The 25,144-nt window shown below is 71.8% G+C and carries 25 protein-coding genes and 1 pseudogene; 8 read left to right on the plus strand and 18 right to left on the minus strand.

The window, feature by feature from the left end; genetic code table 11:
* The first annotated feature begins 12 nt into the window (after positions 1 to 12).
* Genes AS97_RS06500 through AS97_RS06510 form a run of 3 tightly spaced genes read left to right on the plus strand, consistent with a single transcriptional unit; the run spans position 13 to position 2,406 of the window.
* On the plus strand, positions 13 to 702 hold the full coding sequence (locus tag AS97_RS06500; RefSeq protein ID WP_086709491.1) for a phosphatase PAP2 family protein: 690 nt from the start codon (positions 13 to 15) through the stop codon (positions 700 to 702).
* Positions 699 to 1,667 (plus strand): pirin family protein, encoded by a 969-nt coding sequence (locus tag AS97_RS06505; RefSeq protein WP_210564492.1) that lies wholly within the window; start codon positions 699 to 701, stop codon positions 1,665 to 1,667. Before AS97_RS06500 ends, AS97_RS06505 begins: the two co-directional genes overlap by 4 nt.
* 25 nt (positions 1,668 to 1,692) lie before the next feature.
* Entirely contained in the window at positions 1,693 to 2,406 is a 714-nt protein-coding gene (locus tag AS97_RS06510; protein WP_125762233.1) for a GNAT family N-acetyltransferase, read from the plus strand.
* On the opposite strand, the gene AS97_RS06515 is transcribed toward AS97_RS06510, so the two are convergent.
* Positions 2,396 to 2,971 carry an FAD-dependent oxidoreductase gene (locus AS97_RS06515; protein WP_349017635.1) on the minus strand — a complete coding sequence of 192 codons (576 nt, stop codon included), beginning with the start codon at positions 2,969 to 2,971 and terminating at the stop codon, positions 2,396 to 2,398. The genes AS97_RS06510 and AS97_RS06515 overlap by 11 nt on opposite strands.
* A gap of 38 nt (positions 2,972 to 3,009) precedes the next feature.
* Here AS97_RS06515 and AS97_RS06520 point away from each other — a divergent pair, with 38 nt between their 5' ends.
* Positions 3,010 to 3,180, plus strand: coding sequence for a hypothetical protein (locus tag AS97_RS06520; RefSeq protein ID WP_156107857.1), 171 nt, complete (start codon positions 3,010 to 3,012; stop codon positions 3,178 to 3,180).
* On the opposite strand, the gene AS97_RS06525 is transcribed toward AS97_RS06520, so the two are convergent.
* The 10 genes from AS97_RS06525 to AS97_RS06570 form a co-directional block, all read right to left on the minus strand.
* Positions 3,181 to 3,693: a copper chaperone PCu(A)C gene (locus AS97_RS06525; RefSeq protein WP_210564494.1), complete on the minus strand. Its 513-nt coding sequence runs from the start codon at positions 3,691 to 3,693 to the stop codon at positions 3,181 to 3,183.
* Positions 3,694 to 3,763: 70 nt separating this feature from the next.
* Positions 3,764 to 6,052, minus strand: a complete 2,289-nt coding sequence (locus tag AS97_RS06530; protein WP_210564495.1) for a heavy metal translocating P-type ATPase — start codon at positions 6,050 to 6,052, stop codon at positions 3,764 to 3,766.
* A complete protein-coding gene (locus AS97_RS06535) occupies positions 6,052 to 6,303 on the minus strand; it encodes a hypothetical protein (RefSeq protein ID WP_059149389.1) in 252 nt (83 codons plus the stop codon). The genes AS97_RS06530 and AS97_RS06535 overlap by 1 nt, the downstream gene beginning before the upstream one ends.
* Positions 6,304 to 6,448: 145 nt before the next feature.
* A complete protein-coding gene (locus tag AS97_RS06540) occupies positions 6,449 to 7,384 on the minus strand; it encodes an isocyanide synthase family protein (RefSeq protein WP_210564496.1) in 936 nt (311 codons plus the stop codon).
* A 186-nt stretch (positions 7,385 to 7,570) separates the two neighbouring features.
* On the minus strand, positions 7,571 to 8,827 hold the full coding sequence (locus tag AS97_RS06545) for a cytochrome P450 (protein WP_059149387.1): 1,257 nt from the start codon (positions 8,825 to 8,827) through the stop codon (positions 7,571 to 7,573).
* A 12-nt stretch (positions 8,828 to 8,839) separates the two neighbouring features.
* The gene (asnB, locus tag AS97_RS06550) at positions 8,840 to 10,666 is read right to left on the minus strand and encodes an asparagine synthase (glutamine-hydrolyzing) (RefSeq protein WP_059149386.1); all 1,827 of its coding nucleotides are present in this window, start codon (positions 10,664 to 10,666) and stop codon (positions 8,840 to 8,842) included.
* Between the two features lie 34 nt (positions 10,667 to 10,700).
* The gene (locus AS97_RS06555) at positions 10,701 to 12,131 is read right to left on the minus strand and encodes an MFS transporter (RefSeq protein ID WP_210564497.1); all 1,431 of its coding nucleotides are present in this window, start codon (positions 12,129 to 12,131) and stop codon (positions 10,701 to 10,703) included.
* 114 nt (positions 12,132 to 12,245) lie between these two features.
* Entirely contained in the window at positions 12,246 to 13,088 is an 843-nt protein-coding gene (locus AS97_RS06560; protein ID WP_210564498.1) for an ABC transporter ATP-binding protein, read from the minus strand.
* Positions 13,085 to 14,170, minus strand: coding sequence for an iron ABC transporter permease (locus AS97_RS06565; protein ID WP_210564499.1), 1,086 nt, complete (start codon positions 14,168 to 14,170; stop codon positions 13,085 to 13,087). The genes AS97_RS06560 and AS97_RS06565 overlap by 4 nt, the downstream gene beginning before the upstream one ends.
* Positions 14,170 to 15,243, minus strand: coding sequence for an ABC transporter substrate-binding protein (locus AS97_RS06570; protein ID WP_210564500.1), 1,074 nt, complete (start codon positions 15,241 to 15,243; stop codon positions 14,170 to 14,172). Before AS97_RS06570 ends, AS97_RS06565 begins: the two co-directional genes overlap by 1 nt.
* Before the next feature lie 434 nt (positions 15,244 to 15,677).
* On the opposite strand from AS97_RS06570, the gene AS97_RS06575 reads away from it, so the two are divergent.
* On the plus strand, positions 15,678 to 16,040 hold the full coding sequence (locus tag AS97_RS06575) for a DUF952 domain-containing protein (RefSeq protein ID WP_086706166.1): 363 nt from the start codon (positions 15,678 to 15,680) through the stop codon (positions 16,038 to 16,040).
* Between the two features lie 12 nt (positions 16,041 to 16,052).
* Here the strand turns inward: AS97_RS06575 and AS97_RS06580 are convergent, their stop codons facing one another.
* The 3 genes from AS97_RS06580 to AS97_RS06590 form a co-directional block, all read right to left on the minus strand.
* Entirely contained in the window at positions 16,053 to 16,433 is a 381-nt protein-coding gene (locus tag AS97_RS06580; protein WP_210564501.1) for a VOC family protein, read from the minus strand.
* A 120-nt stretch (positions 16,434 to 16,553) separates the two neighbouring features.
* Positions 16,554 to 17,384, minus strand: coding sequence for a CPBP family intramembrane glutamic endopeptidase (locus AS97_RS06585; RefSeq protein ID WP_210564502.1), 831 nt, complete (start codon positions 17,382 to 17,384; stop codon positions 16,554 to 16,556).
* 555 nt (positions 17,385 to 17,939) lie between these two features.
* Positions 17,940 to 18,632: a M24 family metallopeptidase gene (locus AS97_RS06590; RefSeq protein WP_059149382.1), complete on the minus strand. Its 693-nt coding sequence runs from the start codon at positions 18,630 to 18,632 to the stop codon at positions 17,940 to 17,942.
* 69 nt (positions 18,633 to 18,701) lie between these two features.
* Here AS97_RS06590 and AS97_RS06595 point away from each other — a divergent pair, with 69 nt between their 5' ends.
* Positions 18,702 to 18,959 (plus strand): hypothetical protein, encoded by a 258-nt coding sequence (locus tag AS97_RS06595; protein WP_059149381.1) that lies wholly within the window; start codon positions 18,702 to 18,704, stop codon positions 18,957 to 18,959.
* Between the two features lie 43 nt (positions 18,960 to 19,002).
* Here AS97_RS06595 and AS97_RS06600 read toward each other — a convergent pair whose 3' ends face one another.
* From AS97_RS06600 to AS97_RS06610, 3 genes are all read right to left on the minus strand, one after another.
* A complete protein-coding gene (locus AS97_RS06600) occupies positions 19,003 to 19,647 on the minus strand; it encodes a LysE family translocator (RefSeq protein WP_059149380.1) in 645 nt (214 codons plus the stop codon).
* Positions 19,648 to 19,772: 125 nt separating this feature from the next.
* Entirely contained in the window at positions 19,773 to 20,660 is an 888-nt protein-coding gene (locus tag AS97_RS06605; RefSeq protein WP_059149419.1) for a serine hydrolase, read from the minus strand.
* 256 nt (positions 20,661 to 20,916) lie between these two features.
* Positions 20,917 to 21,717 (minus strand): alpha/beta hydrolase, encoded by an 801-nt coding sequence (locus tag AS97_RS06610; protein ID WP_210564503.1) that lies wholly within the window; start codon positions 21,715 to 21,717, stop codon positions 20,917 to 20,919.
* A gap of 144 nt (positions 21,718 to 21,861) precedes the next feature.
* Between AS97_RS06610 and AS97_RS06615 the strand changes: the two are divergent.
* Positions 21,862 to 22,738: pseudogene (locus AS97_RS06615) on the plus strand (helix-turn-helix transcriptional regulator).
* Positions 22,739 to 22,768: 30 nt separating this feature from the next.
* Here AS97_RS06615 and AS97_RS06620 read toward each other — a convergent pair.
* Positions 22,769 to 23,410 (minus strand): TetR/AcrR family transcriptional regulator, encoded by a 642-nt coding sequence (locus AS97_RS06620; RefSeq protein ID WP_197049313.1) that lies wholly within the window; start codon positions 23,408 to 23,410, stop codon positions 22,769 to 22,771.
* 103 nt (positions 23,411 to 23,513) lie between these two features.
* Between AS97_RS06620 and AS97_RS06625 the strand changes: the two genes are divergently transcribed.
* Positions 23,514 to 25,010, plus strand: coding sequence for an FAD-dependent monooxygenase (locus AS97_RS06625; protein WP_086706158.1), 1,497 nt, complete (start codon positions 23,514 to 23,516; stop codon positions 25,008 to 25,010).
* The last annotated feature ends 134 nt before the right edge of the window (positions 25,011 to 25,144 follow it).

Consider the following 25,144-nt stretch of genomic DNA (forward strand, 5'->3'; position numbering starts at 1 on the left):
GATCATCGACCCATGCAGCCGGCAACCCATCACCGTCGAGCCGCCCGCACCGCGGCCGTGTTCACCGCGCTCTTCCTGGTGCTGCTCGCCCTGGTGGCCGCCCATTGGGGGCCCCTGGGGAACGTCGACCGGGAGATCGTCGTCGCCCTGCACCGCTCCGCCGTGGAGCACCACGGCTGGACCCGGACCAACAGAGTGCTCTCGGACTGGATCTGGGATCCCTGGGCGATGCGTGCGCTGCTGGCCGTGGCCGTGGGGTGGCTGCTGTGGCGCCGGGAGCGGCGGCTCGCCCTCTGGGTCGCCGTCACGGCGGCGGTGGGCACGGCGCTGCAACAGGCGGTGAAGGCCGCCGTGGACCGGGGGCGCCCCCGGTGGCCGGATCCCGTGGACTCGGCGCACTACGCGGCCTTCCCCTCCGGCCACGCCCTGACCGCGACCGTCGCCTTCGGGCTGCTGCTGTGGCTGATGACACTGCACGGTGCGCCGGCGAGGTGGCTGCGGCTCATGATCGCCGTGGCCGCGGTGTCCGTGCTGGGCGTCGGCTTCACCCGCCTGTATCTGGGCGTGCACTGGCCCAGCGATGTGCTGGGCGGCTGGCTGCTGGGCGCGGCGCTGGTGTACGGGGCGATCGCCTCGTACGGCCGCGCCCAGAGCCATACGGGTGAGCGCGAGTCGTCGCCCGATGGGAGAGTGCGGTCATGAGCAATCTCGATATGAGGCCCGCGGCGACCGTATGCGGCGGCCGCGATGACGTCACCGCCCAGCCGGTTCGCGAACTGCTGGCCGCCAAACAGGTCCCGCTGGGCGAATCCACGATGGTGCGCCGGCTGCTGCCCAACCTGGGTCGGCGCATGGTCGGCGCCTGGTGCTTCATCGATCACTACGGCCCGGACGACATCGCCCAGGAGCCGGGCATGCAGGTCCCTCCGCATCCGCACATGGGGCTGCAGACGGTCAGCTGGCTGCACGACGGCGAGGTGCTGCACCGTGACAGCGTCGGCAGTCTGCAGACGGTGCGCCCCGGCGAGCTGGGGCTGATGACCTCGGGGCGGGCCATCGCGCACTCCGAGGAGTCCCCGCGCGAGCACGCCCGCCTGCTGCACGGGGCCCAGCTGTGGGTCGCACTGCCCGACGGCGACCGCCATATCGCCCCCGGGTGGGAGCACCACGCCGAGCTGCCCCGGGTGACCGGCGGCGGAGGGCTGCGGGCGACGGTCATCCTCGGCGAACTGGACGGCGCGGCCTCGCCCGGCACCACGTTCACCCCGCTGATGGGCGCGGACATCGCCCTCGCGGCCGGCACCGACGCCCGGCTGCCGGTGCGTCCCGACTTCGAGTACGCGGCGCTCACCATGTCCGGCGAGGCCGAGGTCGACGGGGTCCGCCTGGCCCCCGGCTCCCTCCTCTACCTCGGCTGCGGGCGCACCGAACTGCCGCTGCGCGCGGATGTGGACAGCGCGTTCATGCTGCTGGGCGGGGAGCCCTTCGAGGAGAAGATCGTGATGTGGTGGAACTTCATCGGCCGCTCCCACGATGAGATCGCCCAGGCGCGGGAGGACTGGGCGGCAGGCACCCGCTTCGGCACGGTGCACGGCTACGACGGCAACCCACTCCCCGCCCCGGAGCTCCCCCCGGTGCCCCTCAAGGCCCGCGGTCGCACCCGCTGACCCTCAACACGAAAGGCACTGCACCATGGCGGGCGGCAACACTGTCGTACTCGACGATCCGGTGGGCGCGTCGCTCCGGGGGCACCACGCGCATCTCGCCCGCGGACGCGGCGGGGCCGTCAGCTACCTGCCGGGAGTCGCGACGTTCTCCGCGGTGCCCGTCGAGGCGGGAGCGGCGGAGTGGGCCGACCTCGCCCGGCTGCTGGGGCCAGGCGGGTTCGCGGACATGTTCGACTGCCCGTCGATCCCGCCGTCGCACTGGGAACCCGTCTTCGTCCTCGGAGGGCGTCAGATGGTCTGGGCGGGCGCCGGCTCGCGTGTCCCTTCCCAGGCCGAGGCCCGTACTGGCGTGGTCGAACTGGGCCCGGGCGATGTGCCCGAGATGCTCGGCCTGGCCGGGCGGACGGAGCCAGGACCGTTCTGGGCGCGCACCCTCGAACTCGGCACCTACCTCGGCATCCGTGACAACGGCACGCTGGTGGCGATGGCGGGGGAACGGCTACGGCCTCCGGGATGGACCGAGATCAGCGCGGTCTGCACCGCCCCCGAGGCTCGTGGGCGAGGCCACGCCGCCCGCCTGGTCAGCGCGCTCGCCGCGCGCATCGTGTCCCGGGACGAGCGTCCCTTCCTGCATGTGGCCGACACCAACACGGCCGCCATCGCGCTGTACGAACGGCTGGGCTTCGAGACCCGCAAGCCGGTGACCTTCCGCGGGTTCCGCACCCCGGTCAGCTCGTAGCGCTCACGCCGCGGCGGCCGGTGGTACCCGGCATCGTGGCCAGGACGTCGTGGGCCGCGCGTTCCGCGGAGGCGGGGGCGCCTTCGATGTGTCCGGCGTGCGCGGTCGCCGTCCCGGTCGACGCCCAGTGCAGTCGGCCGTCGAGGGCGGGCTGCTGGTAGCGGGGGTGGCCGAAGGGCGAGTAGTCGGCAAGGCGTCGCACCGTGGACGGGACGGTCCACCGCTCGGTGCTCCGGTTCCGCGCACGCAGGATGTCGGGAGTGGCCGCGGCCAGGCCGAAGCACTGGGCGAGCTGGGCGGTGACGGCCTCTTCGAAGTCGGGGCCGACGGCGCCGGCGTGGGCGAATCCGAAGGGCGCGGCGGGCCGGCCGCCGGGCCCCGACATGCCGTGGGGCCCCGACATGCCGTGGATCTCCTGGAGCGGGCCCAGCCTGCTGACCGCGGCACCGGCCAGTCCCGCGTCCCGCCAGGACGCGGAAGGGTACTGGGCGACGACCTCGGCGACCGCGCCCATCCAGACCGGGGTGGCCCGGACCAGACGGACCAGCTCGCGCCACGCCGGCAGCCCTTCGGCCCGGTGTGCAGGGCACCGCGGACACCGCCATGAACGTCGTCGCGGCCCTGGGCGCCGGACTGGCCGGGCCCCTGATGAACGCGATCGGCTTCGGCGGACCCAATGCCTTCCCCGCGACGCCCGTGCTCCCGGTCGTCATCTTCAGCGGCGTCCTGGCCAGGGCTCACAGGCGTGCCGGACCGGGTGCCGCCCGGGCGTGATCACCTGTCGCCGGGGCGCACGACGACGGCGTTGGTCTCGACACGTCCGCTGTGTTCGAAGCGGAGGGTGAAGGGCACCAGGTCTCCGGCCCGCCAGCGGGCCGTGGCCGGGACGGTCACATCGCTGGTGAACGGTGACATGTCGAGCGTGCCGCCCGCCGGAACGGGCAGGGAGTCCGCGAGTTGCCGGGAGGCGGCACCCCTCCCGGTCATCCGGTGACGGCTGAGCGAGATCCCCTCGGCGACCGCGGAGGAGGTCACCTCGACCAACCGGTTCTGCGCCCCGCCCGTGTTGGTGACGCGGAAGAACGCGGCGGTCCGGGGCACTCCCGGGGCGGGGAGGAAGAGCTGTGCGTCGGTGACGCCGATACGCGGGGGCCTGCCCGCGTTGCCCGAGGCGGTCCAGGTGGCGAGGCCGCCCAGTGCGAGGACACAGGCGCAGAACGGAGCGGCCGCGGCCCGCAGGGAGTCCGTGAGGCGACGGCGGGTGGGCGTCCAGGAGGGGGTCGTCATCGGGCGGGCCTCCACCTCGGTGTCGGGTCGCAGCTGCGGGCGGGCAGTCCACCGGCGGCGTACATGGGCGTCACAGTGGCCTCCGGACGGCAGGCGCGGCGGGCCGGGAGGGGCGTGGGCCGGTCGGCGACGGCTGCCAGGCACGCAGGCGCAGGCTGTTGCCGACCACGAGCAGCGAACTGACCGACATCGCGGCCGCCGCGAGCATGGGGTTGAGCAGACCGACCATGGCCAGCGGTACGGTCACAACGTTGTAGCCGAACGCCCAGAGCAGATTGGCGCGGATCGTGCCCAGCGCGCTGCGGGCGAGACGGACCGCGTCCGCCAGGGTCTCGATGTCACCGCGTACCAGCGTCACGTCGGCCGCCCCGATCGCCACATCCGTGCCCGTGCCCATGGCGATGCCGAGGTCGGCCCCGGCCAGGGCGGCCGCGTCGTTGACCCCGTCACCGACCACGGCGACCCGGTAGCCCTGCTCCCGCAGCTCGTGGACGAGGGCGGCCTTGTCCTCCGGGGTGCGACGGGCGTGCACCTCCTCGATGCGGAGGTCGGCGGCGACGGCGCGGGCGGGCGCCTCGCGATCGCCGGTGGCGAGCACCGGTCGCACGCCCAGGCGGCGGAGCCGCTCCACGGCCCGGTAGCTTCCCGGACGCAGCACGTCTCCGACCTCGATCAGTGCCTCGGGCTCGCCGTCCACGCGGACCACGACCGGTGTACGGGCGGCGGTCTCGGAGGCCGACAGTGCTTGAGCCAGTGTCGGGGGCAACGCGTCGTCCGGGGCCAGGACCTCGATCAGCCGTCCTTCCACCCGCCCGCGCACGCCCTTCCCCGGCAGCGCGACGAAGTCGGTCAGGGCCGGGAGCGGCTCTCCGGAGACAGTGCGCCGGGCATGGGCGGTGATGGCACGCCCCAGCGGGTGTTCCGATCCCTGTTCCACGGCGCCCGCCAGCCGGACCGGTTCCTCCTCGCCGAGCCCGCCCGGCACGGCGGTGACCCGGGCGACGCTCATGTGCCCGGAGGTGAGGGTGCCGGTCTTGTCCAGGACGACGGCGTCGAGGTGCTGTAGGCCCTCCAGCGCCTGCGGTCCGCTGACCAGGACGCCCAGTTGGGCGCCCCGGCCCGTCGCCGCCATCAGCGCGGTGGGGGTCGCCAGGCCCAGCGCGCAGGGGCACGCCACGACCAGGACGGCCACGCTCGCGGTGATCGCGGCCTGCGGCTCGGCGCCGGCCCCGAGCCAGAATCCGAGGACCGTGACGGCCAGGGTCAGCACGACCGGGACGAAGACGCCAGCGGCCTTGTCGGCGAGCCGCTGCGCCCGCGCCTTGCCCGCCTGGGCCTCGGTCACCAGCCGGGTGATCCGGGACAGTTGGGTATCGGCGCCCACCGCGGTGGCCCGTACCAGGAGCAGACCCCCCGCGTTGACGGCACCGCCGATCACGGACGCGCCGGGGCCGGCTTCCACCGGCTCGCTCTCCCCGGTGACCAGCGAGAGATCGACGGCCGAGCTGCCCTCCACCACCGTGCCGTCGGTGGCCAGGCGCTCCCCCGGCCGGGCGACGAAGACCTGACCGACCCGCAGTTCCTCGATCGGGACCAGGCGCTCGCCGTCGCCATCGCGTACCGACACCTCCTTGGCGGCCAGCCGGGCCAGGGCGCGCAGTGCCGCGCCGGTCCCCCGCCGGGCCCGTGTCTCCAGGAAGCGGCCGGCGAGGACGAACAGCGGTACGCCGACGGCGGCTTCCAGATAGATCTGGGCGACGCCGTCCGAGGCGGTGGGCACCAGGCTGAAGGGCATCCGCATCCCGGTACCGCCGGCCCCGCCGAAGAACAGCGCGTAGGAGGACCAGGCGAAGGACGCCGCGACACCCAGCGAGACCAGGGTGTCCATGGTGGCCGCCGAGTGTCGCAGTCCGCGCGCCGCTCGCAGGTGGAAGGGCCAGGCTCCCCAGACGGCGACGGGGGCGGCGAGCACGAAGCACAGCCACTGCCAGTTGCGGAACTGCAGACCGGGAACCATCGACAGGACCAGCACCGGGACCGCGAGCAACGCCGTGGTCACCAGCCGGTGGCGCTCCTGCCGGGCGTCCTCCGCTTCATCCCCGTCCTCGCGCCGTTCCTTCCTGGGCGGTTCGGGCAGCGCGGCGGTGTAGCCGGCCTGCTCGACGGTGGCGATCAGCTGGTCCGAGCCGATCTCGGGCGGGTGGTTCACCCGTGCCCGGCCGGTGGCGAGGTTCACGCCGGCCGTGACCCCGTCCAGCCCGGCCAGTTTCTTCTCGACACGCCGCACACAGGCGGCGCAGGTCATGCCGCCGATGGCGAGGTCGGTCACGACGGCGACCGCTGCCGGTTCGCCGGCCATCAGCGTCCACTCCCCTGGTCCATGTCACCCATGTCCATGCCGCCACCGCCCTGCCCGTCTCCTGAGCCGCCGTCTGTCGTACTGGTGCCGTGCATGCCGGGGGCGACGGGCCCGGCGCCCGCACCGACGGCGTAGGAAACGGCGAACACCAGCACCAGCAGCAGAAGGAATCCACACAGCGCAGGCGGGGGCGGTGACGTGGGCAGGAACGCACCTGGCGTCCGGCGGGCAGGTGGGCGGGGCTGCGTCATATGAGGAAACTCCCGATCGCTCCGTACGGCTTCAGCGGATCCGGCCGTACCGGTAGAGGAGTCGGGACGCCCGGCAACCGAGTTCCGGCGCCTTGCCGTGACGCGCGTCACGGCACCAGGCTCGCCTGGCGAGCGGGTGACCTGCTCAGTCCTGTTCATAGTGGCTCGGTCTGCCGTCACGGTGGACCAGACGGCCGAGCTGTTCCGCGCGGGTGCGGGGCATGAGCGTCCAGGTGCCGTCGGTGCGGTGCAGGGCGGCCGAGTGCCAAGGGGTGGTCCAGACGTCGGCGGCGTCGAGGAGGCGGATGCCGAATTTGAGGGCGCCGATGGGCTGGGGGTGGATGGACAGCCGTACGGAGCCCGGGTGGTGCTCGGCGATCAGGTCGCCCCAGGCTCTGCTGCGCTGGATGACGCCGTAGGCACGTGTGCGGCATGCGCGTTGGAGGGCGGAGCGGGTGCCGGTGAAGTCGGCGGTGTCGTCGACGAGGAACCGGGTGATGCCCCGGTACAGGGCGAGGGTGTGGTCCTCGGAGCGGACCTCGGCTCGCAGCGCCTCCAGGGTGGGGGCGTACCGCTGGTACACCTGGGCGCGCTTGGCGTCGTGGGGCAGGTCGCCCAGGACGTCGCGCAGGTCGAAGACGGAGAGGCGGTGCAGGTCCGACTCCAGGATGAGGCGTCTGAGTCCGTCCGCATAGGCGTCTATGTGGTCGTCCGGGACGCGGATCAGGTCGCCGAAGACATGGCCGTCGGAGCAGATGATCACGCGGGCGCCCGGTGGGTGGACCCGCTCGATCTCCTCGCACAGGGTGTTCAGAAAGCCGAGGGAGAGGCGTTCACCCTGGTCGGGGAGGTGGCCGAGGACCTTTGCGGGGTTCGGGGACTTGCAGGGGAAGCCGGGCAGGGTGAAGACCACGGGTTCCCCGGCGCGTACGAACCCGGCGATCTGGCGCAGCTGGCGCGTGAACGCCCCCGCCGCCGTGGGCAAGGGGTGGGTCGTGCGGTGGTACGGCAGCAGCAGGTCCAGGATGGCGGCGCTCACGCTGCTCGTGGGGCGGGTGTCCGGTGCGGTCGTCAGCGGCATGGGGGGGTCCTCCGTGAAGGGATGCGCAACGCGGGGCATGCGGGCAGGGCCGTAGGGCGCCTCGGCGTGGCACGCCGGGCGCCGGCGGATGGGGTGCGGGTGGCCGGCCGGGGGCGGTCCGCACACGGTGGCGTGCGGAACCCGCCCCGTGCGCCAGGTGGGGGCCTGCGATCGAAAGGCGCCGGGTCAGACGCGTCGGTCGTAGCCGACGGGCAGGTGGTTGGTCCCCCGGCCGAGGACGGCCGGGATCCACTCGATGTCCCCGTCTTCGATGGCCAGGTGCACCCCGGGGAGGCGGGCCAAGAGGGTGCCCAGCGCGATCTGGAGTTCGGCGCGGGCCAGGGACGCGCCGGGGCAGAAGTGGACGCCGTGGCCGAAGGCCAGGTGGGGATTGGGCGAGCGGTCCAGGTCGAGGGTGTCGGGGTCGGGGAAGCGGCGCGGGTCGCGGTTGGCCGCGCACAGGGAGACGATCACCGAGTCCCCGGCCGGGACCTTGGTGCCGTGCAGGTCGCTGTACCGGTCGAAGAAGCGCCAGGTGGTCAGCTCGAAGGCGCTGTCGTAGCGCAGGAGTTCGTCGACGGCGCGGGGCATCAGCTCCGGGTTGTCGCGCAGCCGGGCGAGTTCGGCGGGGTGGCGGAAGAGGGCGATCAGGGCGGTGGTGATCTGGTTGGTGACCGGTTCCTGGCCCGCCACGAGGAGCTGGAAGATCATCGAGTCCAGCTCCTCCTGGGAGAGCTCGCGGCGGTCACGGGCCGCGACCAGGCGGCTGAGCAGGTCGTCTTCCCCCTGTTCGCGCTTGTGGGCGACGACCTCGGCTATGTAGCTCTGCAGCCCGTGCAGGCGGGCCTCGTACAGCGGGCGCCCGGGGTCGGTCGGTCCGACCGGCTGGACGACCTTGCCCCAGTCGCGGTCGAAGCGGGCCGCCAACTCGGGTGGCAGGCCGATGACTTCGGCGAGGATCAGGAAGGGGAAGCGGGCGGCGAAGCCGGTGACAAGGTCCGCGGGGCCGGTTTCCGGGAGGGCGTCGACGAGGGCGTCGGCCAGCTCCTGGAAACGGGGCCTCAGGTGCTCGGTACGGCGCGGAGTGAAGGCGTCGGTGACAAAGCGCCGCATGCGGGTGTGGGTCGGCGGGTCCTGGTGGAGGAGGTGGACCTGGAGCTGGGAGTGCTGGGGCTCGGGCATGATCGAGGCGCGGGCTCGCCAGCGGTCGTTGCCCCGGTCGTGGTTCTTGCCGAGGCGGTCGTCGCCCAGCGCGGAGTGCGCGGCGTCATAGCCGGTGACGAGCCAGGCGTGTACGCCGCTGGGAAAAAGGACGCGGTGCACCGGTCCGGTCTCGCGCATCCGCTCGTAGAGGGGGTACGGGTTGCTCTTGTAGGGGCAGCCCATCAGCGGCACGGGCTCGGGCAGGGCATCGGGGGCCGTCCCGGATTCCTGGGAGGTCATGGGAGGTGCTCCTCAAAGGGCGAGTTCGGGCTGGTAGTGGTCCAGCCACAGGGCGAGGTCGACGACGCGTTCGAGGCGGAGGCGGTGGCTCCACTTCAGTTGGCCGGGCGGGGTGTCGAGGCAGGGTTTGAGGCGGGTCTCGTCGGCGAGTGAGCGGACGGTGTCGTCGGCGAGGGCGTCGCGGGCCAGGTTCTGCAGGCCACGGTTGTAGTCGGGGTGATGGGTGGCCGGGTAGTGGTTCTTGGGTCGGTGCAGCACCGAGTCGGGGGCCAGTCCGGTGGCCGCCGCGCGCAGCAGGCTCTTCTCCCGGCCGTCGAAGTTCTTCAGGGTCCAGGGGGTGGTGAAGGCGTACTCGACGAGCCGGTGATCGCAGTAGGGGACGCGGACCTCCAGGCCCTGCGCCATGCTCAACCGGTCCTTGCGGTGCAGCAGTTGACGCAGCCAGCGGGTGAGCGAGAGGTGCTGCATCTCGCGCTGCCGGTGTTCGGTGGGCGTCTCGCCGTCGAGGTGCGGTACGGCGGCCAGGGCAGTGCGATAGGTGTCGTCGCGGAACTCGCCGATACGCAGGTCCAGTTCGGGGTTGAGTGGCATCGCGGCCTCGTCGCCGGTCACCAACAGCCAGGGGAATGTGGGCGCGGCGAGCGCCTTGGGGTTGTGAAACCAGGGGTAGCCGCCGAAGACCTCGTCGGCCGCCTCGCCGGACAGGGCGACGGTGGAGTGCTTCCGGATCTCCCCGAAGAGGAGGTAGAGCGAGGTGTCCATGTCGCCGACGCCGATCGGCGAGTCGCGGGCCACGACCACGGCCCTGCGGTGTTCGGGGTCGAGCAGGGCACGCGGGTCCAGCACCACCGTGCTGTGGTCGGTGCCGAGGAACGCGCCCGCTTCCGTGGCGTACGGGGTGTCGTGGCCGGTGCGCAGAACATCACCGGTGAAGCTCTCGGCCTGGTCGCTGTAGTCGACGGCGTAGGAGCGGATCCGGGCGCCCGGGCCCTCGCGCAGGCGCAGTTCGTCGGCGAGCAGGGCGGTCAGGACGGTGGAGTCGATGCCGCCCGACAGCAGGGAGCACAGGGGGACGTCGGCCTCCAGCTGAGCGCGGGCGGCAGTGCTCACCAGGTCGTGCACGCGGGCCACGGTCGCGTCCCGGTCGTCCGGGTGGGCGTCGGCCTCCAACTGCCAGTAGCGGCGCTCGCGGATGCCGTCCCGGTCCAGAAGGAACACACCGCCGGGCTCGACCTCCCGCACGCCGGACCACACCGTCGGCCCGGTGGTGAAGAGCAGGCTGTACGCCGCACGCAGCCCGTCCGCGTCCACCCGGGGCCGTAGCTCCGGATGGGCGAAGAGCGCCTTGGGTTCGGAGGCGAAGGCCAGACCGCCGTCCACCTCCGCCCAGAAGAGGGGCTTGACGCCGAGCCGGTCGCGGACCAGGAGCAGCCGGTGTGCCCGCTCGTCCCAGACGGCGAACGCGAACATGCCGTCCAGGTGGCCGGCCACCTCCTCGCCCCACTCGGCGTAGGCGCGCAGCACCACCTCGGTGTCGCTGCGGGTGCGGAACTCGTGCCCCAGGCCCCTGAGTTGTGCGCGCAGTTCGTGGTGGTTGTAGATCTCGCCGCTGTAGGTGAGCACGGTGGTCGGGGCGTCGGGCCGGTCGGTCATCGGCTGGACGCCGCCGGCGATGTCGAGGACGGCCAGGCGACGGTGGCCGATCGCGGCGCGCCGGCCGAGCCAGACTCCGCCCGCGTCGGGGCCACGCGGGGTCAGGGTGGCGGTCATGGCCTCGATGACCGAAGCCTGGGTGCGGGGGTCCTGGTGGAAGGAGACCCAGCCGGTGATTCCGCACATGGGTGCGACTCCTCGGTGACGGTGAGGTGGGGGTTCAGCGGGGTGCGGCGGGCGCCGCGTCGGCGGTTTTCTCGGTGGGGTTCGCGGGACCGCGGGCGGGCCGGGCGAGCAGCGGTACGGCGGAGCAGGCGGCGAGGGTGGCGAGGGCCAGACCCGCCCGTACGCCGTCGTCCGGACCGGCCGGCCCCCAGGCCGCGGTGGCCAGGGCCGGACCGAGCGTGAAACCGAGGCTGCGGGCGAGCTGGACGGTCGAGCCGACCGTGGCGGCGCGGCCCGGTGGGGCGGCGCCCATGACCAGGGCCTGGGCCGGGCCGCCGTTCAGGCCCATGCCGAGTCCGGCCAGAGCGAGCCGCCAGGCCACGTCAGGAGGGGACCAGCCGTCGCCCAGCGGGACGAGCAGCAACAGGCCGACGGCGGTGAGCGCGGCGCCGGTGACCGCGACGGGCCGGGCCCCGTACCGGTCGGCGAGCCGTCCGCCGAGCGGGCCCGCCAGCCCCATGCCGAGGGGGAAGACGAGCACCGTCAGGCCGGTGGTGGTCGCGCTGACGTCCTCGTCGCGCTGGAGGTGCAGGGCGACCACGTAGTGCATGGCGGCGAAACCCACCGCCAGCGCCAGCACCGCGCCATGCGCCCGCAGCAGCCCCGCCGCCCGCAGCACACCGGCCACCGGCCGCCCGCCCGGCCCCCGCAGCCACCACCACAGCGGCGGTGCGGCGACGAGGGCGAGCGGCAGCCAGGCGGGGGTATCGGAGGCCAGGGTCAGAGACAGCAGCAGAATCGTCACTCCCATGGCTATCAGGGCGGTGTCGGCGAGGAAGCGCCGGTCCGCGCCGCGCAGACGGCCGTCCCCGGCCATCGCCCGCCACACCACGGCCAGCGCCAGCAGACAGAACGGGATCTTGACCAGGAAGATCCAGCGCCAGCCCAGATGGTCCAGGAGCAGACCGCCGACCGCCGGTCCGGTGACGGCGCCCAGGGGGCCGAGGGTCGCGGGCACGCTCATCGCCCGCCCGCGCAGCTCGGGCCGCACGGAGCGGATCGCCAGCACCGGCATCAACACGAACAGCACCGCGCCGCACATGCCCTGTCCGATCCGGGCGGCGATCAGCCAGGCGGCCCACGGCGATGCGGCGGCAAGCGCGCTGCACAGTGCGAAGCCGCCGGTCGCGACCAGCAGCGCGGGGCGAGTGCCCACAGCGTCGAGCCAGCGGCCGACCGGCAACAGGAGGGCGACGACGGGAAGTTGGTAGCCCAGGACCGCCCACTGGGCTGTCGCCGCCGACACCCGCAGGCCCTGGGAGATGTCCGCGAGCGCCACGTTGACGATGTTCATGTCGAGCATCGCCACAAACGCCAGCGCGCCCGCCACGGCCACCAGGAGCCAGCGGTCGCGGACTTCGGGTGGATCCGCCGGCCGCTCGGGTACGTCCCCGGGCTGATCCGCACCGGACGCGTCGTCGATCATACACCCCTCCCTCTGGTCCTTCTGGCAGACCGGCCGCCGAGCGGCGGCCTCGCTCTAGAAGTCGGGCGGACCGCGAGGTGAGTTCCCGGATGTATCAGAAAAAACCGCTGCAATTCATGATGAGCTGACAGGCTGCCCTTGGTGCTCGTCCGCCGGGTCGGCCGCTTCCGGTTCCGCCCGCCCGTCCGCCGGTTCCCGGTGGTCGAAGGCGATCAGCGGGTCCCCGGTCAGCGGGTGTTCGACCACGGCCGCGCGCACGCCGAACACCTCGGCCAGCAGGGCCGGTCGCAGCACCTCGCGGGGCGTTCCGGAGGCGACCACGCGGCCTTCGTGCAGGACGTGCAGCCGGTCGCACACGGAGGCGGCGGCGTTGAGGTCATGCAGCGACACCAGGGTCGTACGGTGTCGGCCGCGCAGCAGCGCGAGGAGTTCGACCTGGTGGCGGACGTCGAGGTGGTTCGTCGGCTCGTCCAGGACCAGGACGTCCGGCTGCTGGGCGAACGCGCGGGCCAGCAACACGCGTTGGCGCTCGCCGCCGGACAGCTCGGTGAAGCCGCGGTCGGCGTGGTCCCCCATGCCGACGTCCGCGAGAGCGCGCGCGACGATGTCCCGGTCGGCGGCGTCCTCCCCGGCGAACGCCCGCTTGTAGGGGGTGCGGCCCATGGCGACGACCTCGCGTACGGTCAGCTCGAAATCCCCGCCCCGCTCCTGCGGGAGCGCGGCGATGTGCCGGGCCGACCGCGCGGGGCTCAGCTCACGGAGGTCGGCGCCGTCGAGCAGGACACGTCCGGCGGCGGGCCTCAGATGCCGGTACACGGTCCGCAGAAGAGTGGACTTGCCACTGCCGTTGGGCCCCACCAGTCCGGTGATCTCGCCTTCGGCCGCGATGAGGTGGGCATCGGCCACGACCGTACGTCCGGCATACGCGACCCGCAGGTTCTCGATGTCGATCCTCAACTCCCGCTCCCCAAGCGCCGGTCCAGCAGATACAGCAGCGCCGGGGCGCCGATCAGCGAGGTGACGACCCCGACCGGCAACTCCTGCGTGTCCATGGCCGTGCGGCACACGAGGTCGACCACCACCAGCAGCAGCGCGCCGAAGAGCGCCGACACGGGCAGCAGACGACGGTGGTCGCCGCCGACGACCAGGCGGCAGACGTGGGGGACCATGAGGGCGACGAAGGCGATGGCCCCGGAGACCGCGACGAGGACTCCGGTGAGCAGGCTGGTGACCGCGAACAGCTCACGACGCAGCCGTACGACGTCGATGCCGAGCCCGGCCGCCGTCTCATCGCCCATCAGCAGCGCGTTCAGGCCCCGGGCCCGGGCCTGCAACAGCAGCAGGACCGCCGGAACCGCCGCCGCCGGGGCGGCCAGCAGCGGCCAGCTCGCGCCGCTCAGGCTGCCCATGAGCCAGAACAGCACACTGTGGGTCTGCTGCTCGTCCCCGGCCTGCAACACCAGATAGCTGGTGAAGCCGGACAGGAACTGCCCGATGGCCACCCCGGCGAGCACCAGCCTGAGCGGCGCGAACCCCCCGCCGCGCCGGGCCACCGCCCAGACGAGCGCGAAGGTGGCCAGGGCTCCCGCGAAAGCGGCACCGGACAGCCCGAGGCCCAGCACTCCCCCGGTGCCGAGGCCGAGCACGATGGCGGCGACGGCGCCGAGGGAGGCGCCGTTGGAGACACCGAGGAAGTACGGATCGGCCAGCGGATTCCGGACGAGGGCCTGCATGGCCGTACCGACCAGGCCGAGCCCGGCACCCACGAGGGCGGCCAACAGTGCGCGGGGCAGGCGCAGTTGCCACACGATCAGGTCGTTGGTGCCGGGCCGGGGGGCCTCGCCGGTCAGTCTGCGCCAGACCACGCTCCACACCTCGCCCGGCGGGATCGACGTGGCACCCCAGGCGACCGCCGCCGTGAGGGCCGCGAGCAACGCGACCGCCAGGAGCAGCGCCAACGGCACGGCGGGCACCGAACGCCGCGTGCGCACACGGGCATCGGTGCTGCCCTCCCCGCTCACCGTGGCGTCGAGCGCCATCAGCCGACCTTGCCCGGGTAGAGGGCCTTGGCGATTGCCCGGACGGTGTCGGCGTTCCCGACTCCGGCGATGGTGGTCCGCTCGGAGCCGATGCGCAGGAAATGGCCCTCCTTGACGGCCTTCAGGCCCTTGGTGGCGGGGTTCGATTTCAGCCACTTCCGTGCCTCGTCGAACGCCCTCTCGTTCGCCGCCTCGCTGCCCCGGTCGCGGACGCCCAGCTGGATCCAGTCCGGGTTCCTGGAAATGACGTCCTCCCAGCCGACCTGCTGGTAGTCGCCGTCGCAGTCGGCGAAGACATTGCGGGCACCGGCCAGAGTGATCACCGCGTTGGCGATCTGGCGGTTGCAGACGACGGTGGGCTGCTTGGTGCCGGCGTCGTAGTCGAAGAAGAAGTACGTCGGCCGCTCCCCCTCCGCCGTCCTGCCGACCGCTTTCCGGACGGTGTCCACCTTCTTCTTCATACCGTCGACGAGTTCCTTGGCCTTCGCGCCGGTGCCGGTGACCGCGCCGAGGGAGGTGATGTCGGCCTCCACCGCGGACAGGTCGGTCACCGGGCGTTTGTTCTGCGCCGCACAGGCGGTGGACTTGAGGTAGATGTGCTTGATCCCGGCCGCCTTGAACTCCTCCTCGGTCGGCGCGTCGCCCATGCCACCGCCCATGTTCATCGAGGCGAAGGTGTCGATGTACAGATCCGCGCCGGAGCCGAGGAGCTTCTCCTTCGGGATCACCGACTGGCCGAGCACCTTCACCTTCCGCGCCTGCGCGTCGAGTTCACCGGGCAGGGTGCCCTTGCCGGGCGGGAAGCCGGTGCCGATGATGTTGTCACCGGCCCCGAGGCGGAGCAGCAGCTCCAGGCTGGAGGCGTTACTGGTGACGATCCTCTCGGGGGCCTTGGAGAACGTGGCCTTGGCGCCCAGGCAATCGGTGACGGTGACCGGGTAGTCGCCGGTGGCGGACTTCTCGTCGGCGGGGCCCGCCTGATCACCGTCGCCGCTGCCGCCGCCGTCGCCGCAGCCCGCCACGAGGAGGCCGCACAGCACCGCCGCCGTACCCCACCACACACGAGAACGCATCGAAACTCTCCTGGATCCACTGGACACACGGGTTGCCCCGGATCAGTAGTCGTGGCGGATGCGGCATGGGTTCCCGCTCGTTGAGGGGCCGGGGAGTGCCGCCTGTGGTTCTCCGTACGCGGCAGGGTCGGGAACGACGGCATGCGATCGCATCTCACCGATCGTTGAGAGCGGATCCGCGGGCGGGTGAAGGCGGACTGCGTACGTGGCGTCGGTGACGCCCGGCTGTCCGGGAGCGGCGGTTGATGGAGTCGACGGGAGAGATCGTGCACCGCGAATCTCGCCCGGCTCCGGGGCGACTGGCAGCCCTGGCCTGTACGTCTGTCATCGCCGTGCCGGGCCGTGGCGGCGACGGCGACGAATCCGGGGCCGCGCTGACGAGCGAGCCGATCGTTCTCTCACTCTGCGGCAGATGATGGCGGTTTAATCGAGTCATGATCTACCACGTCGTACCGCTTGCCGAGTGGAACGCTGCTCCCGACCGCCCCTATGGCCCCGCCTCCCTCACGGAGGACGGTTTCATCCACTGCTCTCCCGACGAGGAGACCACGCTGGCCGTCGTCAACGCCTTCTACCGCACTGCGCCGAGGCCACTGCTGGCGCTGCTCCTCGACGAGGACCGGCTCACCGCGAAATGTGAATGGGAAGCCGCGAACCCCGCCCCGCCGCCCGGCGTTGCCGAGAACAGCCTGTTTCCCCATGTCTTCGGGCCGCTGAACCGCGACGCCGTGGCGCGGATCCAGGAGATCGCGTGGGACTCGGAAGGCCGGGCGGTGGGGCTGACGGATGTCAGCTGACGACGAGGACCGTCATAGCGCCGCGAGGCGGGCCTTGAGCAGGCAGAACTCATTGCCTTCGGGATCGGCGAGGACGTGCCACTGCTCGTCCCCGGTCTGGCCGATGTCGGCCCGGCGCGCACCGAGCTTCAGGAGGCGTTCGAGCTCGGCGTCCTGATCGCGGTCGGTGGCGTTGACGTCGATGTGCAGCCGGGACTTCCCGGGCTCCGGCTCGTCCCTGCGGCTGAGGATGATCGTCGGCTGCGGGCCGCCGAACCCTTCGCGCGGCCCGATTTCGAGGGTTCCGTCGTCCTCGCGATCGAGCACCACGAAGTCCAGGACCTCGCACCAGAACCGCGCCAGCACCTCGGGGTCGCGGCAACCGAGCACGAGTTCACTGATACGACACGCCATTGACGAAAACCTACTCTCAGCGTGGGAACTGCCGGGGTGGCCACGCGCAGATCTCAGAGGCTCCCCGCGGTGAGGACTCTCGGGAACTTACCGGGCCGGGCGAGCAGGGGCGAATGGATTTCAGGCTCTCGCCCGGCTGTCTCCCCCGGGACGCTCGTCGGGGCTGGGACTGGGGCTGTGACCGGAGCTGGGGCTGGGGCTGGAGCAAATGGCCTCGGCTGACGACTGGGCGCCTTCGGCGCCGTAGCGGCGCAGCAGCCACACGCCGTACGCGGCCTGGAAGACGAGCACACTCGCCTGCCACCAGTCCGGGGCCGAGCCCGGGGAGCGAATCTGGAAGAAGTCGTCGAGTCCATGGACGAGGACCATCGGCCAGACCGAGCCGATCGCGTAGCGCAGACCGGCACAGGTGAAGCCGAAGAGACCGGCGGACAGCATCTGCCACAGCGTGTCGTCGAGCGGGTCACCGAAGAACAGGAAGTTCTGGATATGCCCTGTTCCGAATAAGACGGCGACGCCGAGGGCCGCGCGGATCGGGCCGAGCGGGTTGAGGGCCTGCTGGACGAGGCCCCGGCTGTAGATCTCCTCATTGATGCCGACCCACAGCAGCGACACCAGGCCGCTGACGACGACCGTCGCACTGCCGTCGAGGCCGGCCACGGCGTACGAACAGGCGATGAGCAGCATCGGTGCGGCCAGCCACCAGCGGTGTGGACGGCCGAGTACGGCCACCGCGGAGACGCGCAGCCAGCCCCACCGCCACAGGACGAGCCACACTCCCGCGGCACAGACGGCGTTGACCAGGGTGGCGCCGAGATCCGGATACCACGAGGGCGCCAGCGGGGGCAGGATCACCTCGGCGAACAGCAGCAGCAACGCATGCCATGCGAAGGTCAACTCCACCGCGCCCCAGAGCGGATGACGGATGACGTGGCCTTTCCACCGATTCATCACGACAACGAGCGTAGCCGCAGACACGCAAGGGGGCAGGAGCCTTACACCGGCTTCCCCGCGCCGCTCGGCTCGTTCCCGATGTGACTGAGCCTGCCCACCGCCCGGCCGCCGGACCACCGCTCCGGGGCGACTCGCCACCCAGCCGGCCCTGCTGGAACACGGTCCGCTCCTCGATCAGCTCGTGGCCGGCGCCACCGGGCACCACAGGCGTGGCCCGATGACAGCCGCCCGGGGCAGGAGCCCCGCGCTTGTTGCCTACGCTGTGCTGATGCAAGCGATGCGCATCAGCCTCGGCTCCCTCCCGGACGACACCCCATGACGGACCTGATCCGCCGCGCACTGACCGGCCGGGCCGCCCGGACCACGCCGACCCCGAAGTCGCCGCGCGAGCGCACCTGGAAGCGCCTGTCCCCGCTCCGGCTCCCTGCTCGACCTGGGCCTGCCGCCCGCCGCGCCCTGGCTCGTCCTCGCCGCCGTCCCGGCCCTCGCGGTGACACTGCTGCCCCGCCGCCCGCATCGGGCCGACCGGCCACCGGCACCGGGACAGGCGGATCAGCCCAGGGTGAGCAGTTCCTCGTAGAAGCCGCCGAACTCCCGTTCCCGGTCGACGAGGTGGATCTCCAGGATCCAGTGGCAGCGGCGTCCGGCCTTGTCGGTGCGCCGCAGCGGGGTGTCGTTGTCGGGCGTGATGTACGACTCCACGTGCGCGCCGTCGATCGTCTCGTGCGGGAACTCCCCGACCAGATGGCCGGCGTGCCAGCCGCCCAGCTCCCATCCGGCCTCGGCGGCCAGCCGCTCCACCTCGGCGTGCAACCGCTTCCCGGTGATCTCCGGGTCGCTCTCGAAGAACCGCTTGCCCGCGTCGAAGACCGTGGGCAGATCGTCCCGCAGCCGCCGCTTGACCGGGTCCTCGCCGAGGACGAAGGTCCGGCCGAAGTCGGCCTCGTACTCTTCGAAGATCGGCCCCAGGTCGGCGAACACGATGTCGTCCGTGCCGATCACACGGTCCGGCGGGTTCTCCCGGTACGGCAGGAGCGTGTTCGGTCCCGAGCGCACGATCCGCTTGTGCCAGTGCCGGGTCGTACCGAACATCTCGTTCGCCAGATCCCGGATCCGGTCGCTGACCGCCCGCTCCCCCTCGCCCGGCGCCACCAGCCCGCGCTGCTCGATCTCCGCGAAGAGCCGCACGGCCTTCGCCTGGGCGTCCATCAACCGTGCCGCGCGCGTGGGTTCGTCGTCCGCCATGGACCCGACGGTAGGCTGCTGGATCGTTTCTCGACAACCGGATTGGCCACTGGGAGAGGTACCCCGCACATGCGCGAGACGATGCGCGACAGACTCAGGTCGATTCCGGTCTTCGCCGACGTGGGCACCGCCCACGTCCAGGACCACGACGTGCCGGACAACCCCCTGCCCCTGGTCGGTGACTGGATTCTCGCGGCGGGCGCGACGGGCCAGCAGGAGCCGCACGCGATGAGCCTCTGCACGGTCGACGCGGCGGGGATGCCGTCCAGCCGGGTCCTGATCGTCAAGGACATCGACGACGGGCGGCACGAGTTGCTGTGGCCCTGACGCGGCCGGTCGGCCTCGCCCCCGAGGTTCCCCCGGGCGGTCCTCAGTCGGCGCGGCCGGTCGCCGCCACCGTCACGCCCAGGCCGATCATCGCGAGGCCGCCCGCCCCGCCGACCATCGACAGGCGGCGGTCCGAGCGGGCGAACCAGGAGCGGGCCGCCGAGGCGCCCAGTCCCCACAGGGTGTCCGTCACCAGGCCGATGGTGACCGGGACCAGGCCCAACACCATCATCTGGACGGGAAGACGCCCCGCCGAGTGGTCGACGAACTGCGGTAGCACCGCCGCGAAGAAGACGATGCCCTTCGGGTTGGTGACACCCACCACCATGCCGTCCAGAATCGAACGCAGATCACCGCGCCGCTCTTCGGCCGGAGCGTCCATGTTCGCCACACGCATCTCCCCGCGGTGCCGGAACGCCTGCACCCCCAGGTGGACGAGATACGCCGCTCCTGCCAGCTTCACGCCGACGAACAGCGCCACCGAACTCTGCACCAGCGCGCCGAGTCCCCACGCCACGGCGACCACCACGGCATAGCAGCCGATCACATTGCCGAGGACCGTCGCGAGGGCCGTGCGGCGGCCGTGCGCCAGGGCCCTGCCGACCACGAACAGCACACTCGGCCCCGGAATCACGATCACCAAGAGCGACATCGCCGCGAACGTGAGAACACTCTCCGTGGACACCACGTGTCCGCCACCTCCTGAATCGCGCCATCCAGGGGACATACAAACAGATGGCGGGACGTTCGCTCCAGACTCGGGCCCCCAGCCGGGGCTCGCGAGAAGGAGACCCCGGCCGGCGAGCGAGCTGCTTACGGCTGAGCGCCGGACACCGGCGCGTTGAGGTCCTCGTGGACCGCGCGGGCGATGCCCTCGATGTTGGCGATGCCGTCGTCCATCGTGGCGTTGTCCTGCGAGAGCACCGTGATCGTGTAGTCGTGGTCGCCGCCGGTGAACGCGCCGAGACTGTGCACACGCCAGCCGTTCGTGGCCCGCTCCAGCCAGCCGTTCTTCACATGCACCTGGGCGTCGCCCGGCGCACCGGCCGGGGTGCCCCAGCGCTGTGAGGGGATGACCTCGGAGGTCAGCTTCAGGATGTAGGCGCGGGAGTCATCGCTGAGCACCGGGTTGGTGTGGGTCACCAGTTGGAGGAGCTTTTCCTCGTCGTTCGCGGTGATCTGGGTGAGCCCCCAGTGGCCCTCGCTGTCGAGGACGGTGTTGGTCATCCCCGCGGCCTGCAGAAATCCGTTGATCTTGTCCGCCCCGAGCTGCCTCCACAGCGCGGTGGTGGCGTCGTTGTCGGACTCGGTGATCATGGCGGTGGCACGGTCCTTCTCCTCCTGCGTCAGCGCGCGATCGTCCTGCTGCGCGTCCCACAGCAGGGTGCTGAGCACGGTCACCTTGACCGTGCTCGCGGAGTCGAAGTGCCGGTCGGCATCCACCGTGCAGGTGGTGTTCGTGGTGCGGTCGTGGAGGCTGATCGCCGTGGTGGCGGCGGAGCCGTCCAGTGCCGAGTTGATGTCCTCGGAGAGCTTGTCGGCGAGTTCCGGCCGGTCCGAGGTGCAGATCGCCGCCTGCGGGGTGGCGGCGTGGGCCGACCCCACCGAGGCGATCGTCGGCACGAGCACCCCTGCGGCCAGCGCCGCTCTTGTCGCCAGGGTGCTCCGGGGAGGCTGGGTTATTCGTCGGTGTCGACCCATGGTGCGCTTGTCCATTCTTCGTGGGGCGGTTGGACACGCGGTGCCTTCGCTCCGTTGCGAAGACATCCGGGTGCTCCGACCCTGGATGACGAGTCGGCGGCAGGTGAGGTTCACGAACGCGTCCGAGTCTCACAAGATCGCTCCACAATGGGCACAGCGCCCGGGCGGGCCGGACGCGGTGCGGCGGACGAGGTGGGCGGCGACGGCCAGGACGGCGCAGTACACCGAGCGGCCCGGCTTCCCCCGAGCGACCCGGTCAGCGCTGAATGGCCGTGAGGAAGTCTCCGAGTGCTTTCGCGACGGCGCCGGGGGCTTCCGCGGGGAGCAGGTGGCCGGCGTCAGGGACAGTCTTCAGGGTCGCGTGCGGGATGTGGGGCAGGAGGTGTTCGCGCACCACGTGCGGCGGCTCCACCACGTCGTTCTCCGCGGTCAGCACCGTCACCGGGACCTCGATACGCCGTGCGGCATCGGTGACATCCCGCGCGATTCCGCGCAGGGGCCACTCCTGCCGGGCCTCGGCACCGGCGGCGAGGCTGTCGCGCTCCGCGGTGGCCCGCACCGTCTCGGGCAGCGGCGTGGCGGTCAGAACATGGTCGAGGGCGTACGCCACCGTCTCGGCCGAGTCGTAGGCGTGTGACAGGCCCTGCCGGTACTCCTCGGTCACCATGGCGGGCGGCTGGGGCGGCGCGGGCGCGACGAGCACCAGGCCGGCCAGGCCGACCGGTCGGCGGGCCGCGACGAGCTGGCTCGCCTTGCCGCCCATCGAGTGACCGACGAGGACGAACGGCCCCGACACACGCGCCTCGATCACCCGGACGAGATCGTCGGCGAGCTGGTCGAGGTGATAGGGCCCGGGCAACGCCCGCGAGGTGCCCCAGCCGCGCTGGTCGAAGCGGACCGTCGCCTGCCCGGGCGGCAGGTGGCCGATCACACCGTTCCAGGTGTCGGCGGAGCCGCCCCAGTAGTGGGCGAACACCAGCGTCGGGCCGGTGTCGCCGCCGACTCGCACGTCGAGCGACCCGCCCGCCACCGGAACTGTCATTGTCGTTTCGGTCATCTTCGCGCCTTCCCTGTCGGCCGCGGAAAGCGACTCCGTCGTTCTGCCGCGGCTCTGAACCAGTAACCTGACCTGTCGGTCAGGCTCGGAATCGACCGTAGGCGAGAGGGTGTCCACTGCCTGGCGGAAAGGAACACGTTCATTGTGGAAAACGGACACAGTGCGGTGCGGCAACTGCGCTACCTGCCTGCCGTGGGATCGGCGTACGGGGTGGAGGTCCTAGATTTCGCCGCGCTGCGTTCGATGGACACCCAGCGCCGTCGCACCCAGCCGCAACGCCCCGACTTCCATGTGTTCGCTCTGGTCGGCTCCGGAACCGGCAGCCACGAAGCGGACTTCCACGACTACCGGCTGGGGGAAGGCAGCGCCGTGTGGATCCGGCCGGGCATGGTGCACCGCTGGAGCGACATCGACGCCTGCGACGGCCCGCTGGTCCTCTTCCGGCCCGGCTTCCTTTCCGGCTTCACCGCGTCGGAGGCCAGCACCCCTGCGTGCTGGCATCTGGATCAGCAGCGCCTGTCCCTCGCCCTGTTCGCGGCCGAGCATCTCGGCCGCGAACACAGCACAGCGGTACACACACCACGCCTGGCATCTGCTCTCCCACCTGCTGGCGGCACTGATCCTGCGCGCACTCCCCGACACACCGCCCCCGACCGGCGCGGCAAGCCCCGGCAGCCGACCTACCGAAGTGTTCCGCGCCTATCGGACCACCGTCGAAGAGCGCTTCACCGAGTGGCACCATGTGGCTGACTACGCGCGGGCATTGGGCTACGACGTACGCACCCTCACCCGGGCCACGCGTGCCGCCACCGGCACGGGCGCCAAGACCTTCCTCGACCAGCGCATCCTGCTGGAGGCGAAACGGCTGCTCGCCCACACCGATCTGCCGGTCAGCGGCTGCGCCCGACGCCTCGGCTTCCGGGACGTCGGCAACTTCACCACGTTCTTCCGGCGCCAGGCCGGTCTGCCGCCCGCCGGGTGGCGCGCCGCGTACAGCACCCCCGACACACGCGGCGTCTGACCTGCCCTCGGCGACCGGGGACCTGGAGAGTCACGGCTGCGGGGGCAGCTGCCGCAATCCGTTCTCCAGCAGGGCGAAGGCGTGTTCCGTGTCGGCCACCGCACCCGCATAGCGCTCGTCGGCCGGCTCCCCGAACGCCAGGCGTTCGGCGTTGTCCTGCGCCAGCGCCCAGTGGACCGCGACGATTTGGACGGCGGCCAGCCGCGCGGTGAGTTCCGGAGTGTCCGCCGTTTCCCGCAGTGCCTCAGTCAGTGCGTGCTCGGCGCCGGTCTTGAACCGTGCCATCCGGGCCACCAGCGAAGGGGCGTCGAGGATCATGCGGTGGAGCCTGCGCACCGCGGGATGGTCGTTGAGCCCGGTGATCGGATCCCGCTCGCGCAGCCCCTTGAGGAAGTGCTCACGCAGTGCGGTCAGCGGGGCGGTGCCGGGCGGGCGGGCCCGTACGACGCGTGCGGATTCGGTCTCATGGTCGGCCAGGCGGTGCACCACGAGGTCTTCCTTCGTCGGGAAGTAGGCGAAGAGGGTGCGCTTGGACACCTCGGCCGCCTCGGCCACCTGGGCCACCGAGACCTGGTTGAAGCCGTGTTCGAGAAACAGCGTGATCGCCGCGTCGGAGATCGCCGCGTGGGTCCGCTGCTTCTTTCGTTCCCGTAGCCCTGGCTTGCCGTCCACGGCGTCCACCGTAGCAGAAAACTGCCCCTGGTGAATTTCTGCACCCGGTGTACATTTACCCCGAGTGAGCCGAGTCGGAGCGTTGAGCTGAGATGGAGTAACGGTGTTGACGGAGAGCACGACCGAGGTCGTTGTGGCGGGCGCGGGCCCGACCGGACTGATGCTGGCGTACGAACTGGCGCTGGCCGGGGTCGAGACCCTGGTGCTGGAGAAGCTGCCCCAGCGGATCCAGCAGGTGAAAGGCGGCACGATTCAGCCCCGCACCGCCGAGCTGCTGGACTCCCGCGGCCTGCTGGAGCCGCTGCTGCGGCGGGCCATCGCGCGTGATCCGGTGGGCGGCCATTTCGGGGCCCTGCCCGTGCCCTTGGACTGCGCCCCGTGGCGGACCGAGCACCCCTTCCCGATCGGGATCCCTCAGTGGGAGATCGAGGAGGTGCTCGAAGAGCGGGCGACCGCCGTCGGCGCGCGGGTCCTGCGCGGCGCCGCCGTCTCAAAGGTCGCGCAGGACGACGACGGTGTGGTCGTCACGGCGGACGGCCTGCGGGCGCGGGCTCACTATCTGGTGGCGTGCGACGGCGGCCACAGCACGGTGCGAAAACTGCTCGGGCTGCCGTTCCCCGGCCGGGCCGGAACGCATCAGGCGGTGCTGGCCGATATCCGGCTGTCCGCCGTTTCCTCGCTGGTGCCGCGGCAGATGGGGCATATGAGCACCCTGACCCGCCATGCGGGCGGCTACTGGTCCATGCTGGTCCCTCTCGGCGGCGACCGGTACCGGTTCACCTTCGGGCACGCGGACCAGGCGGACACCGCCCGCGACACCTCCGTCACCCACGAGGAGATCGCGGCCGCGCTGGAGGCCGTGTACGGCCCCGAGACCACCCTCGGCGCCGTGGACAACTCCTCGCGGTTCTCCGACGCCACGCGACAACTGGAGCACTACCGTACGGGCCGTGTCCTGTTCGCCGGGGACGCCGCGCACATCCACCCGCCGCTGGGCGGCCAGGGCCTCAACCTCGGCGTACAGGACGCGCTCAACCTCGGGTGGAAACTGGCCGCGGTCCTCCAGGACCGGGCGCCGAGCGGGTTGCTGGACAGCTACCACACCGAGCGGCATCCGGTCGCGGCCCAGGTCCTGCACCACACCTCGGCGCAGCGCGTCCTGGCGAGTCCGAACCCGAGTGAGGACGTGGCCGCCTTGCGCGACATCGTCACCGACCTGCTGCGCCTGCCCGACACCAACCGCCATCTCGCGGGGCTGATGTCGGGTCTCTCACTGCGCTACGACCTGCCCGGGGATCACCCGCTCACCGGACAGCGCATGCCGAACGCCGACCTGGTCACCGCAACCGGCCCCACCCGGCTGTCGACGCTGTTCGGCTCCGGGCACGCCGTCCTGCTCGACCTGGCCGGGGCCGTCCCGGCCGACCTCCCGCTCCCGCCACGCGTCGACCTCGTCCGCGCCACCTGCGCCGACGATATGGGCGCCGCCGCCCTGCTCATCCGTCCCGACGGCTATGTCCGCTGGGCTACGGACGCGGCCATCGCCTTCAACAGCAGCCCCGAGGACGGCGCCGACGCGGCTCCGCGCTGGCTGTCCTAGCCGTTCTGCCGACGCCTGTGCGAAGGCCCTCAGGGTGTCCTCGCCGTCGGTCCACCAGACGCCGAGCCGTTGGCGGACCAGCAGCAAGTCCGGATCCGGCATGCGCGCCTCCCTCGGTCGCGGCCGGCCTCGCC

The organism is Streptomyces sp. AgN23 (genome assembly GCF_001598115.1).
Taxonomy (GTDB): domain Bacteria; phylum Actinomycetota; class Actinomycetes; order Streptomycetales; family Streptomycetaceae; genus Streptomyces; species Streptomyces antimycoticus.